At 39.9% G+C, this 13178-nt stretch carries 15 protein-coding genes; 5 read left to right on the forward strand and 10 right to left on the reverse strand.

Features of this window, described 5'->3' with window-relative positions:
• Positions 1-93: 93 nt before the first annotated feature.
• From rraA to ON073_RS18405, 3 genes are all read right to left on the reverse strand, one after another.
• Complete coding sequence (gene rraA, locus ON073_RS18395; RefSeq protein WP_274763341.1) at positions 94-579, reverse strand: ribonuclease E activity regulator RraA; 486 nt, start codon at positions 577-579, stop codon at positions 94-96.
• A gap of 110 nt (positions 580-689) precedes the next feature.
• Entirely contained in the window at positions 690-1007 is a 318-nt protein-coding gene (locus ON073_RS18400) for a YbjQ family protein (protein WP_274763342.1), read from the reverse strand.
• A gap of 159 nt (positions 1008-1166) precedes the next feature.
• Positions 1167-2045, reverse strand: a complete 879-nt coding sequence (locus ON073_RS18405) for a helix-turn-helix domain-containing protein (protein ID WP_274763343.1) — start codon at positions 2043-2045, stop codon at positions 1167-1169.
• Positions 2046-2212: 167 nt separating this feature from the next.
• Here ON073_RS18405 and exaC point away from each other — a divergent pair, with 167 nt between their 5' ends.
• Both exaC and ON073_RS18415 read left to right on the forward strand, forming a co-directional pair.
• Positions 2213-3736: an acetaldehyde dehydrogenase ExaC gene (exaC, locus tag ON073_RS18410; RefSeq protein ID WP_274763344.1), complete on the forward strand. Its 1524-nt coding sequence runs from the start codon at positions 2213-2215 to the stop codon at positions 3734-3736.
• Positions 3737-3876: 140 nt separating this feature from the next.
• The gene (locus tag ON073_RS18415; RefSeq protein WP_274763345.1) at positions 3877-4854 is read left to right on the forward strand and encodes a tetratricopeptide repeat protein; all 978 of its coding nucleotides are present in this window, start codon (positions 3877-3879) and stop codon (positions 4852-4854) included.
• Position 4855: 1 nt separating this feature from the next.
• On the opposite strand, the gene ON073_RS18420 is transcribed toward ON073_RS18415, so the two are convergent.
• The 5 genes from ON073_RS18420 to ON073_RS18440 all read right to left on the reverse strand — a co-directional run bounded on the left by ON073_RS18420 (position 4856) and on the right by ON073_RS18440 (position 10410).
• Entirely contained in the window at positions 4856-5341 is a 486-nt protein-coding gene (locus ON073_RS18420) for a hypothetical protein (RefSeq protein ID WP_274763346.1), read from the reverse strand.
• Positions 5342-5373: 32 nt separating this feature from the next.
• Positions 5374-7548 (reverse strand): cation:dicarboxylate symporter family transporter, encoded by a 2175-nt coding sequence (locus ON073_RS18425; RefSeq protein ID WP_446728543.1) that lies wholly within the window; start codon positions 7546-7548, stop codon positions 5374-5376.
• 99 nt (positions 7549-7647) lie between these two features.
• Entirely contained in the window at positions 7648-8385 is a 738-nt protein-coding gene (gene deoD / locus ON073_RS18430) for a purine-nucleoside phosphorylase (RefSeq protein ID WP_274763348.1), read from the reverse strand.
• Positions 8385-9164, reverse strand: coding sequence for a deoxyribose-phosphate aldolase (gene deoC / locus ON073_RS18435; protein WP_274763349.1), 780 nt, complete (start codon positions 9162-9164; stop codon positions 8385-8387). The genes deoD and deoC overlap by 1 nt, the downstream gene beginning before the upstream one ends.
• Positions 9165-9513: 349 nt before the next feature.
• Positions 9514-10410: a DUF808 domain-containing protein gene (locus tag ON073_RS18440; RefSeq protein WP_274763350.1), complete on the reverse strand. Its 897-nt coding sequence runs from the start codon at positions 10408-10410 to the stop codon at positions 9514-9516.
• Between the two features lie 79 nt (positions 10411-10489).
• On the opposite strand from ON073_RS18440, the gene ON073_RS18445 reads away from it, so the two are divergent.
• The gene (locus ON073_RS18445) at positions 10490-11152 is read left to right on the forward strand and encodes an MliC family protein (RefSeq protein WP_274763351.1); all 663 of its coding nucleotides are present in this window, start codon (positions 10490-10492) and stop codon (positions 11150-11152) included.
• Here ON073_RS18445 and ON073_RS18450 read toward each other — a convergent pair.
• Positions 11149-11496 carry a thiol-disulfide oxidoreductase DCC family protein gene (locus tag ON073_RS18450; RefSeq protein ID WP_274763352.1) on the reverse strand — a complete coding sequence of 116 codons (348 nt, stop codon included), beginning with the start codon at positions 11494-11496 and terminating at the stop codon, positions 11149-11151. The two genes, ON073_RS18445 and ON073_RS18450, sit on opposite strands and share 4 nt — an antisense overlap.
• A gap of 105 nt (positions 11497-11601) precedes the next feature.
• Here ON073_RS18450 and ON073_RS18455 point away from each other — a divergent pair, with 105 nt between their 5' ends.
• Positions 11602-11901, forward strand: a complete 300-nt coding sequence (locus ON073_RS18455; protein WP_274763353.1) for a DUF6482 family protein — start codon at positions 11602-11604, stop codon at positions 11899-11901.
• Here ON073_RS18455 and ON073_RS18460 read toward each other — a convergent pair.
• Complete coding sequence (locus ON073_RS18460) at positions 11882-12478, reverse strand: acyl carrier protein phosphodiesterase (protein WP_274763354.1); 597 nt, start codon at positions 12476-12478, stop codon at positions 11882-11884. The genes ON073_RS18455 and ON073_RS18460 overlap by 20 nt on opposite strands.
• 117 nt (positions 12479-12595) lie before the next feature.
• Between ON073_RS18460 and ON073_RS18465 the strand changes: the two genes are divergently transcribed.
• Positions 12596-13090 carry a glutathione peroxidase gene (locus ON073_RS18465; RefSeq protein ID WP_274763355.1) on the forward strand — a complete coding sequence of 165 codons (495 nt, stop codon included), beginning with the start codon at positions 12596-12598 and terminating at the stop codon, positions 13088-13090.
• Positions 13091-13178: the final 88 nt, after the last annotated feature.

Raw genomic sequence — 13178 nt, forward strand, 5'->3', positions numbered from 1 at the left:
CAAAATATAGGGATATATTTTGTAATCCCGACTAACTCCGTTATACAAATTAAAATCAAACATAATTGTTGTGGGTTCTTTGCTTTATAGCCTCTAGAAAGTAAGCTCTTTTTTGCTTATTATTAATCCATTGCGATCACCGTATACCCAATCACCATTGTGAATAGTGATATTCAAAAAGCTTACCGCACTCACTTTCTCACCTAACCCTTGCTTTTGTGTTTTTCGTGGTGTGTTGCCTCTAGCCATAATTGGCAGCGGCATCTGTTCTAAAATCTCAATATCACGAACACAGCCATTAATGATGATGCCTTGCCAGTGATTTCTAATAGCATGTTCGGCAAGATTATCACCCAAAAAAGCAAATGCGGGAGAGTTGTTTGCATCCACTACTAATACTTTACCTTCACCATTGGTTTTAAGTAATTCACCTACTAGCGAGTTATCGTTAGGGCATTGAATAGTAATTGCTTGTCCACAGAGCTTTGTTTCTTTACCAAAGTGAAATAACCCTGCATTTGCGACTTGCAGAGTGTCACTATAATCATCGTAAAGATCGGGTGTTGTAAAAGAGGTCATAAGCAGTGCAATTAATTGTAAGTAACTAAATTAAAACACTGCTAAAAAGGTTGGATAAATTTATCTGGTTGATAATTAGTATTTTTAAGCGAAATAGCTGGGCTAATTCGTTATTTTGCGAGTTTAACAGCGGTACCATAGGCCAAAATTTCAGACATGCCAGCAGCAACAGCACTCGTTGTAAAACGCACATTTACAATGGCATCGGCGCCTAAGCGTTCCGCTTCTTCAACTAATCTTGCTTGCGCTACGGTACGTGCATCACTCATCATTTCGGTATAGCCTCTAATCTCACCACCAACAATGGTTTTAAGTCCCGCCATAATATCGCGGCCAACGTGTTTAGAGCGTACAACATTACCGGTTACTAACCCGAGCATCTGAGTTATCTCGTAGTTTGCGACGTATTCTGTATTGGTAATAATCATTTTCATACTCCTATGTGGTTTTAAATAAGAGTAACCGTTTGTTAGCAGATGCTTGATAAGAGAGTGATGGGCGGGTGATAAAACGGATAAAGGGAAACTACTACCGATTAGTTACTTTGCGAAATGTACTTAAGACTTATTGCAGTCCTTATATTCTATTTAAACTAATTGATTTTGATAGTGTTTAGGGCTGCAACCAAAGGTTTGTTTAAAGCGGCGGCTGAAGTAACTGAGTTCACTAAATCCATAGTCATAACACACTTGAGTAACTGCTTTTCCTTGCTTTAACTTACGCGCAGCAGCATGCAACTTTTGCTCAACAATAAAGGTTTGCGGTGTACAACCTAAATGGCGTTTGAATTCTAAAAATAGTTTACTGCGGCCCATGCCAGCACTTTTACATAGCATTTCAATGGTAATTGGCTTTTTTAAGTTCTGATTTATAAATGAAATAGCAGATTGCAATCCGTTATGGCCTAGCAATTGGTTGCAGTGTTGCAGCACCAGTTGGCGCGAACGATCTTGTAACATACGTACTAATAGTTCGCTAATTCCAAGGTCAATTAACACTTCTCTGTCGTGTTGATTCTCACTAAAAGTATCCACCAAACGTTGATAAAGCTGCTGAGTAAAGGGGTTATTGTGTAACTGCAGCGTTGCTGTTTGTTCACTGTAAAATGCTTGCTCCAAACGCATTCTTTCAGCAACTTCTTGCACTTTTTGACTGTCGACTTCAATGGTTAAGCATGACGTTGGGGCGCTTAAGTGAGCATCGGGGAAATCGATTTCGACTTGTTCACCACCTGCAATAATAAAGCTTTGTCCGGGTAAAAATTCTTGTCCAGATTGCAGGCTGTGGTGATGCATTACTTTTTTTCCAGTGTGCATCGCGCAAAACATAAGTTGCTCTGCTTGAAAGGGAATTCGTTCACAGGCTTGGTAAGTATCGTACACACACAATTGTACATGTTCACTATTAAAAGCGGCGCGGTTATCAATCAACGTACTGATTTTATTGCGTTCTTGCTGTAGCGACATGCCTGTCTCCAAAAATTCACTGTTCTTCATAATGGCTAAATTATGCACTCTCAGTCAAGTTATTTGGATGGAGAATCAAGCACAAATCAAATTGAACCACTAGGCTGTGGAAGCACATATTCAAGTTGAAGAAACTTTCTAACAATAACACACATAAAGGAAATAAAATGATTTATGCCAATCCTGGGCACGCAGATGCCAAAGTGCAATTCAATGCACAATATGAAAATTATATCGGTGGTGAGTGGGTTGCACCTGTTGACGGTCAGTATTTTGATAATACGACACCGGTAACAGGCGAAGTCATTTGTCGTATACCACGCTCAAATAGTAAAGATATTGAACTGGCACTCGATGCAGCGCATAAAGCGAAAGATGCTTGGGCGCAAACCTCGGTCACTGAGCGCAGTAATTTATTGCTTAAAATAGCTGATCGCATAGAGCAAAATCTTGAAATGCTCGCGGTAGCAGAAACTTGGGATAATGGTAAAGCCGTGCGTGAAACGTTAGCTGCAGACTTACCGCTTTGCGTTGATCACTTCCGCTATTATGCAGGCTGTATTCGTGCGCAAGAAGGTTCAATTGGTGAAATAGATGCTGGCACTGTTGCTTATCATTTTCATGAACCACTGGGTGTCGTTGGTCAAATTATTCCGTGGAACTTTCCATTATTAATGGCCGCTTGGAAATTAGCACCGGCATTAGTGGCTGGTAACTGCGTTGTACTTAAACCTGCCGAACAAACACCGGTTTCTATTTTAAAGCTGATGGAAGTAATTGGCGATTTGTTACCGCCGGGAGTGCTTAATGTGGTCAATGGCTATGGCGCAGAAGCAGGGCAAGCATTAGCAACAAGCACGCGTATTGCCAAAATAGCGTTTACAGGTTCAACCCCAGTAGGCGCTCATATTCTAAAATGTGCAGCTGAAAACATTATTCCTTCGACAGTAGAGCTTGGCGGAAAATCACCGAATATCTATTTTTCAGACGTAATGCAACAAGATGAAGAATACATAAGCAAATGTGTTGAAGGTGCAGTACTTGCGTTTTTCAACCAAGGTGAAGTGTGTACTTGTCCATCGCGTTTATTGGTTCAAGAAGATATTTATGAAGAATTTATCGCTCGCGTAATTGAGCGCACAAAACAGATTAAACGCGGAAATCCACTCGATACAGAAACCATGGTAGGCGCTCAAGCTTCTCAAGAGCAATTTGATAAAATTTTAAGTTATCTTGCAATAGGTAAAGAAGAGGGCGCAGAGTTGTTAACGGGTGGAGACGTTGAACAAGTGTCAAATGAGCTTGGCGGTGGTTATTACATTCAGCCAACTCTGTTCAAAGGTAACAACCAAATGCGTATTTTCCGCGATGAAATTTTTGGCCCAGTGGTAAGTGTTGCAACCTTTAAGGATGAAGCTGAAGCATTAGCGATTGCAAACGACACCGAATTTGGCTTAGGCGCTGGCCTTTGGACTAAAAACATGAATCTTGCGTATCGTATGGGACGTGGCATTGAAGCTGGCCGTGTTTGGACAAATTGTTATCACCATTACCCTGCACACGCGGCATTTGGCGGATATAAAAAGTCAGGTGTTGGTCGCGAAACACATAAAATGATGCTAGATCATTATCAAAATACGAAAAACTTACTTGTGAGCTATAGTGATAGGCCACTAGGCTTGCTTTTTTAAGGGCCTTTTTTATAGCAGATTGTTGGATAAATTTAGCAATCCAATTACTTGTTAATAAATTGTAATGGATTGTTTTGACTAATGTTTTATCTGTAAGAAAATATGTTAGCGATTGTTTTGTGTGTTAAATTGCAGTAAAAATGAACACAAACCAAGCAAACAATGGACTGTCTATGTTGTTCTTTAATGTTAAAGATCAAGCCTTTGAACATGACGAATACCTTCAATGTTGCCAATGTAACCAGCGAGCGGTGAGTGCAAAAGCAAAGCTAAAATTTCTTTGCTTTGGTTTAATTCCAATACTTCCTTTTAAAGTCGATCGCGAGTCCTACTGCGCTAATTGTGATTGCAAAAATTTGCCAGAAAACAGCCTTTCATCTCAAGTACCTCCGGTTGCGATACTGACTAAATTCATTGGTTTACTGCTATTGATTGCTTTTGTTTCGTGGCAATGGCAAAAACATGTGCGCGCAACTGAAATCGAGTTAGATATTGTAAATAACCCGCAATCTAATGACTTTTTCTTTTTTGATTACAGTAAATTACTAAATGAAGGCTATTACCAAAAACGAGTTGTAGCAGCGAAAGTGATCGCCTCTGAAAACGATACTGTAACCTTACAATTTAGCCGTTATAACTATTCGCGAGAGCGCGATCTTGAAATATCAGCACGCAGCGATAATTTTGTGCAAAAAGGGTACTTTTTTACTGAAAGTAAAGATTATCCTCAGCAGCAGATTAATGCGTTTTTTAAAAACGGTACTATTTATGCAGCCTACAGGCCAAATGCAATGAAACTGTTTGGTGGCTTTGTGGTAATGCCTTCTAACCCCAAGCCGCTCTATGATGGTTTTCAACTAAATAAAGCAAATCAAGAAGGTATTGCCTACTACCAAGAGAAAGAGTTTACCCTTGCATTTGAATCGTTTAAGCAAGCGGCAGAGCAAGGTGATGATTGGGGGCAATTGAATCTAGCTAAAATGTATTTAGACGGCGAAGGGACTAAAGTTAATAAAGAGCAAGCGGCTTTCTGGTTGATGCAGGCCGTAAACAAAGGAAACCACAATGCGAAGTTGTTGTGCCAAGAAACCCAATTATGTGCTGAGTTAGAGCAATAAGTTAGCTGGCACTTTCTAAATCATCAATGCAGGACTTACACAAATCAAGGTAGCTGTTGATGTTGTTTTTGCTCCACAGCTGCCTTTTATCTGTGCTTTCTTGCAGTATAAAGTTATTAAAATCTTCAAAAGCAAATGGTGTAAAGTTAGCAATATAATGCTTAAGGGCTTGTTGCACTGATTTGTGGCCGAGCGCAGAGTCACTGATAACACTTTCTGCTGCTTCGACTAATAAACCGGTAAAGCGCAGCAGTTCCACTTTATGTGAACCAGCACGTTGTACTTTGATAAAACGTTCACGCAAAAGGTGCTGCTCTTCTTTTGCAAGCTCTATCACTATTTCGCTTAAGTATTTTGTTTCGCGATTAGCGCCATCAAGCGTACTGGCCAGTTGTTTGGCTTTGCGTTTGTAGTTTTCCCCTCTGACATAGAGGAAAATCATGGCGAATACGGCCAGTGCAATACTGCCCATTACGGTGATATTCATAGCTATCCTAATCGCGCTTTATTGTTATTAAACTAGTCTTTAGTGACTGATTTATCAAGTATTATATCGTCAATAACTGACCATCTTCGAATGTAAGGTTTGCTGCCTTTACCTAAAATCCAATAGTCGTAAACTTCTTGCACTTTGCCATTTGCACGGCGAATATCGAGCCATGCATTAAGGTAGTTAGCAAGGTCATTATGACGCTTTGCTACTGCAAAACCGGTAGGGTATTTTGTTTTTACACCCTCAGGCACGATTACCCCAAAATCTGGATAAAACATGGTCCAAGCAAATCCTGCTTCAGCGCTAATTATCAGTGCATCGTATTTGTCGGGGTTGCTAAAAAAGTCTCGATAACTGGTGATATTTGTCAGTGTGTAGCGCTTATTTCGCTTAAATTCTTTACCCAGCAAGGCTTGGTATTCTATTGTGGCAAAGTTAAGTGACTCATGTTCTTTTAAATCAGCAAGCGTTTGAAACTCCTTACTGCGATGATCAAGTGTTACTAAAGCCAGCTGTAATTCGAGCACCGGATCGGTGAACAGCACTTTCTCGATATCATCTAAGTTAATTTCTAACCCTGACATCGCAATATCAAAATAGCCTTTGTTTAGATACTCGATAAGTTGTGGCTTTTTAAATGGAATAAATTCCACTTTGACACCTAAATCTTCCGCCAGTTTATGCGCCAAACTGATATCAAAACCCACTAATTCATCATTATGATTGAAGTAACTAAACGGCACATTATCGGCAATATAACCAACCCGTAAAAGATTACGTTTTTTAATTACACTAATGTTTGTAAGCGATAACTTACCGTCTTCATATGATTTTGGAACATGGTTGAGTACATGCTCAGGCACTTTATCGCTGACCACCATGTTAGCGATAATATCGTCTGCAGCGTCAGCATTTTTTAGTAACTGCGTATTCAAGGTGAAGGCTGCCAACATACAAGCTGGCAATAACCCACCAATCAGAGAAAAATATAAAATACTTTTAGCGCGTTTATAACTGAGTTGCTTACGCACATAAAAAATACTTAAGAATGTAACCGCAACGATATACACCACAGTGGTGGGTGATACGAATTTCGCGCTAATAACCGACATTGCGAGGTACAACTGGTAAGTATCTGCAGGTACACGAACGGTTTCTAACATGTACGGAATTGCAATATGCACATTGGCAAAATAGCTGAACAAAGCGCTGATGGTGATATTAGGCACATCAGCAAGCGTCGCTTCGTGACCTGTTAGCCAGGCTGCGAATAACACAAAAATTAGCGTCGTAAGTTTGCCTAAACTTGGGAAAGTAAAAGCAATAGGCACTAATACTTCAGCAATATGATCCGATTGGGCATCCGCGATATTATTTTTGTGCATATAGCTTTTAATGCCTTCGGTAATTACAGGCAAGGTGATAAACACATTACCTGTGGTAAAGGCGGTGATCAGTGCATTTCGTGCTACATCAATTAGTTCATGGTATTTCACAGGCGTAAGTGCTGAGACTAGCATTGGCAATAACACAAACATCAAAAATACGCCGAGCAAAATCACCAGTACCAAATACACTTGCAGAGTGCTTAGTTGGTCAATGCTCATGGTGCCTGCGGAGCTTGCGGTAATGGCAAAAATCCCAATTGGAAATATTTTAACGATTTTCTTCGAAATAACAGAAAGGCCTTCCCCAACCACATCTAAAATATTGAGCAAACTGCTTTTTCGTACATTGCCCATTAAGGCCATACCCAGAGCAATACAAAAAATAACTAAGGCGGGCACATTGCCTTCAGCCATCGATGCAAACGGGTTTGAGGGGATATAGCGAGCGACAAAATCGATCTCTTGCTTAGCAGAAATCAATGCCGTAGAGAAAAAGGTGCCAGCGTCATGCTTAGGTAAAGTAAAAGCAAAACACCAAATAACAAATAGGCCGATACCCCATAACGACAGCATCACAGTAGCCGCTTTCAGTAAAATGGAGCGCACCTGATCGGGTTCAAATTTACCAAGGCCAACAATCAAAGAAACAACAATATAAGGGAAGATGGTGATTTGCATCAGTTTGATAAAGCCGTTGCCAACTGGTTGTAAAAACGCCAACCGTTCACCAAAAATAACACCAGCCAGTACACCCCATATCAGTGCCCATAACATTAAGTTTTTCGTTGCAAAGTAGTCGAGAATTTTTTTCATTAAAACACAAATAATTAATAAGTTTTTCGTTGCAAAGTAGTCGAGAATTTTTTTCATTAAAACACAAATAATTAAGGGCCAATATGGCCCTCTATTTAATCATAAATTGACGCTTGTTTGTAACGCCAAGGTTATCATTTCAGCAAAGGAGGTTTGCCTCTCTTCGCTGCTAAGGTGCGTATCGTGCGTAATATGATCTGATACCGTTAAAATGGTTAGTGCATTTGCACCAAACTCGGCAGCAACACCATAAAGCCCAGCCGCTTCCATTTCGACACCTAAAATGCCCATTTTATCCATTAGCTCGAACATTTCTGGTTGTGGTGTATAGAATAGGTCAGATGAAAAGACATTGCCTACTTTCACTGGTAATTGTGATTTGCTTGCTTGTGATAAGCATGTGTTTAATAAATTAAAGTCTGCAATGGCAGCAAAATCATGGCCTTTAAAGCGCATGCGATTTACTTTTGAGTCGGTACAGGCACCCATTGCAACGACAATATCTCTGAGTGCCACTTGGTTTGATACGGCGCCACAACTGCCGACACGAATCAAGTTTATAACCCCGTATTCTGTGATTAACTCTTTTGCGTAAATTGAACAGCTAGGAATACCCATGCCACTGCCCATCACTGAAATGCGTTTACCTTGATAATAACCGGTATAGCCAAGCATATTGCGCACATCATTAACTAATACCGCATCATCGAGAAAATGTTCCGCAATGAATTTTGCACGCAGTGGATCGCCGGGCAATAAAATGGTTTCGGCAAAGTCATCCTGCTTTGCATTTAGGTGCGGTGTGGCTGCAAATTCAATTTGATCAAATGAGACCATTAGTAGTCTCCTTGTTTAGATACTGATTGCGTATCAACATGCAAAATGGCATTTACATCCGCCAGTAAGCCAGATGCACCAAAACGGAAGTTGCTAGGGTTAACCCAATCTAAATCAAATTTACTGGCTGCCAGTTCAATATATTGTTTGGCATCAACTACAGTACGCACACCGCCTGCGGCTTTAAAACCAACCGCTTTACCACTGGCTTTTATTGCTTCTAGCATGATTTTGGCGGCATTTAATGTGGCATTTACAGGTACTTTACCTGTACTAGTTTTAATAAAGTCGGCACCAGCATCAATAGCAATATGTGATGCTTTTGCTATGAGCTCATCGCTTTTTAGCTCGCCAGACTCAATAATTACTTTTAATAACACATTATCGCCACAAGCCGCTTTGCATTGCTTTATCAGTTCAAAACCAACGGTTTCGTCGCCTGAAATAAGCGCGCGGTAGGGAAATACCACATCAACTTCATTTGCACCAAAACTCACTGCTTGTTTAGTTTCTGATACTGCTTTTTCTATATTTGCGTCGCCATGGGGGAAGTTGGTTACGGTTGCAATTTTTACATCGGCATTAAGCTGTGTTTTTGCAAATTCAATGTATTGTGGGTAAATACAAATGGCAGCGGTGTTTCCTACATTACTGCTAGCTTGTTGGCAAAGCGTGTTAATTTCGCTGTCGCTTTCTGTACCAGTTAAGCTTGTTAAGTCCATGCAACGCAAGGTAATTTGTGCAGCTTTAGTTAAATTTAATTGGCTGTTTAAGGTCATACTTTTCTCCAAATAAAATACCAATTCTGTTAACGATGTGAGCCGGTTTAGGCCGCTAAAATAATTAGCCAGTTAAGTGAATTGGTATAAAAGTAATCCCAGAACAATTGAGGAGGGAGAGATAGACTCTCGATCAATAAGCTCACTCATATGCTCTAAGAACATGAGTGGACTTGGTTCCTTGAAGACTTATGGCTGTAACGATCCCCTGATCCTAGTGCCATAATTTAAATCCATTTATACCAAGCGCTATTGTCAGCTATTTTGCAGCTAACAGCTAGCGCTATTTTGGCGTTAGATGATCTAGTTCATATTTTTACGTACTTAAACTCGTTAACTCGAGTTCAGGTTAGTTATTTTTAAATTTACTTAGTAAAAGTGTGGCGGCCACAATTACTGCACCCGCGACAAATCCGATAATGGCATTAAATAGCGTAGGTAAGAAAAAGCTCAGGTCAGCATTAAGCGTAAGGTTGATAGTCTCAACGAGCTGTTCGATCGCATGGTGCAAAAAGCTACTACCGTGTACCAAAATGCCACCGCCCACTAAGAACATGGCAAGAGTGCCGACAATTGCTAAAAGCTTCATTAAATACGGGGCGAACGAAAGTAAACCTCGGCCAATTTTTTGCTGCCAAGCATGAGGTTGTTCGAGCAACAGAAGGCCTGCATCATCAATTTTTACAATTAGTGCCACTAAGCCATACACGCCAATGGTCATTAATACGGCAATGACACTTAATACCGATAATTGTGATGTAAAACTTTCGTTGGCTACGGTGCCAAGCGAAATCACAATAATTTCAGCTGAAAGAATAAAGTCGGTGCGAATAGCCCCTTTTATTTTTTGCTGCTCGTAGTGTTTGTCGTGAATATCCAAATGGCTGTCTTTATCTTCAGCATGTTTGCCATGAAGCCAAGGGCCAAGTACTTTTTCACACCCTTCAAAGCATAAAAATAAACCACCCAAAATTAGCAGAGGTGTGACTAAAAAAGGCGCAAAGGCCGAAATAAGCAACGCCAATGGCACTAAAATAAGCTTGTTGACGAAAGAGCCTTTTGCTACTGCCCATACCACGGGCAATTCTCGATCGGCTTTTACACCAGATACCTGTTGCGCATTTAAGGCAAGGTCATCACCCAATACACCAGCGGTTTTCTTAGCGGCCACTTTGCTCATTACCGCGATATCGTCGAGCAATGTCGCAATATCATCAATCAGAGTGAGTAAGCTTGCTCCTGCCATTTTTTATTCCTTTGATTGTAATTCACGCAGAGTTAAGTATTTTACAACTATAGTGTTTTTCTCTTTAAAAGGAATCAAGATGTTAAAACATGTTTTTATGTTACTGAGTACTGCAGTACTTACTGGCTGTAATACAGCTGCGCCAACAGCAAAAATTGAAAGTTCACCAGCCAAATCGCCAAAACAGGCAATTACTATGATGTATGAGTGCGAAAATGGTTTTAGCTTTGTTGCACGATTAGAAGAAGATACTTTATGGGCATTTTTACCCAAGCAAACCCTCGCGCTTGAGCCAACTAGAACAGCATCAGGAGCAAAATACCAAAAAGGAACGGATTATATTTGGATGAAAGGTGAAAGTGCGATGGTGAATTACCAGCAAACGCTTTACAAGCAATGTACTAACAATCGCCAAGAAGCGATTTGGCAAGATGCAAAATTTCGCGGCGTGAGTTTTCGTGCGGTAGGGAATGAGCCGGGCTGGTTAATGGAAATAAAACCAAATGAGTCGATTGAATTTAAGGGAAATTATGGCCAGCAAGTAATTAATTTTAAATATAAAGCTCCGATGGAATTAGCAAACAGCTCGCAGTTTAACTTGGCTCAAAACGATAACCTTTTAACTTTTGAAATCAGCAATACCCCTTGTCGCGATACTATGTCAGGGCAAGCATTTGCATCGTCAGTAAAGGGTAAGCTTAATGGCAAACCGTTTAGCGGTTGTGGCAGGGCGCTGTTTTAAAGCTGGCATTGTTTACATTCATAGCGTTTTTCATAACGGCGCTTAGCCCACGCGTTGTACAGCAAACAAGTCATCCAGTAAACGCCAGGCAGGGAAAGTAAATAAGACAACCAACCTATTGGGTGTGAGCGCCAAAGTACAAAATTTGCATCAAGGCCAATAAACCATTGGCCATTTTCATCTTGCACATGTAGCAAGCGTAACATTCGCGCTTTTTTGTCAGCTGTAAAATTTTGTTGATGAACATCTTTAAAATCAAAAAGATGACTAGATAATTTTCGCCACAGAGTTATTTCCCTACGGCACAATGGGCACTTTGCATCGTAATAGACTGTTTTCTTCATAATGATCCTCGTTTTTATGGTTATACGATGTAGTTTGAAAAAAGATTGAACAATTGTCTGAGGTATTGCGTATTGAGTGATAATTGAACAGTTAGGAGAGTCACCATGCGCCGTGAAGATTTTAAAAATCAAATTGAAAGACATTCATTGGTACCAACTATTTTTGGTTATGCAGACGCTAACCACTATCTAGTAGGAGCAGAAGATGAAGATGGTAACTTTTATTCACTTTCAGACGAGCAAGATAATGTGCAGGTATTTAATTCGATGTTTGAGGCGGAAACGTGTTTGAAGTCGCTAGGTTTTACTACTGCAAATCTGCATTTTCAAACGGCCTATGATGAGATGATAGGCAATGACAAAAGCAGTGATACCCGCATAACCATTAGCTTAGGCGAGCAATAAGTTCATCGCGTTTGGTTAACGCAAAATTCGTTGTATCGAGATAAAGCTTCTCAAAGCTATTGTCGATGTATTGTTGATTAGCAGTGTACCAATCTACCACTGTTTCGAGTGGTACAGGTTTGCTAAATCGCTTTCCTGTATTTTTTAAGGCAAGGGTAATTCCTGGTAAATTGCTGTAACTGGCAAACCAATCGTCACTGGTTATAAGCTGGGTTTTATGTTGATAATCGCTAGGTAAAACAGCATTGTAATTAATATTTTCATCTAACAATGTTTGATAAAACTGCTGACACAATGGGGTGTAATGTGCCCCTAGCTGTTTTGCTAATAAATGATCAAACAAAATATCTAAGCCTACTCCTGCATACCTGCGCATTGCGCCAAATTCACTTTTAAACTGTTGGCTCACACTGTGAGCATCGGTATAACTGTCGATACTGCGATGCAAACGAATACCAAGCTCTAGTTCACGGGGCAAGTGCGAAAGTTGGCTTCCTTTAATAAAATCACCTAATAGGTTTCCTGTTAAACTGGTATTGGTTAGGTGAGCTAAGTGTAAATGTGCAAAATAATTCAAATTTTGTTCGATCTTTAAGGTAAAAATAACCGTATACTGAGTATATTAAAATAACCGGAATTGCATATGAAACTTTTTAAAAAACTCCTTTTAACTTCGGTAGTTGTTCCATCTTTAATGGCATTTTCAGCGGTTGCATCTGAGTGTAATGATTTTACCAATCAAGAGTTACGTAAATTACGTTCAAAAGAAACCATTAACTTGTGTGAATTTAAAGATAAGCCGCTCTTAATCGTAAATACAGCAAGTAACTGTGGTTTTACGCCGCAATTTGAACAATTAGAAGCGCTGCACAAAGAATATAAAGACAAAGGGTTAGTGGTTTTGGGTTTCCCATCAGATAGCTTCTTTCAGGAAGAAAACGATGAAAAAGATACCGCTGATATGTGCTTTATCAACTACGGTGTTACCTTCAATATGATGGCAACAAGTGATGTAAAGGGTAGTGATGCCAACCCTATTTTCAAACACTTAGCAGAAAAAACACGCTCTCCAAGCTGGAACTTTAATAAGTACCTAGTGAGTAAAGACCGCCAAACAGTAACGCATTTTGGTTCTCGTGTTAAACCACAGAGTGATGAGCTAAAAGCAGCGATTGATAAAGCGCTTTAAACAAATACAATACCAATTTTATTAATCATTTGTTCATTCTAGCGAGTTAAATGACCCATAAACTGCGTTTTAAAATTCTAAAGTAGAA

This window comes from Pseudoalteromonas sp. G4, from assembly GCF_028875915.1.
In the GTDB taxonomy this organism is placed as follows: domain Bacteria; phylum Pseudomonadota; class Gammaproteobacteria; order Enterobacterales; family Alteromonadaceae; genus Pseudoalteromonas.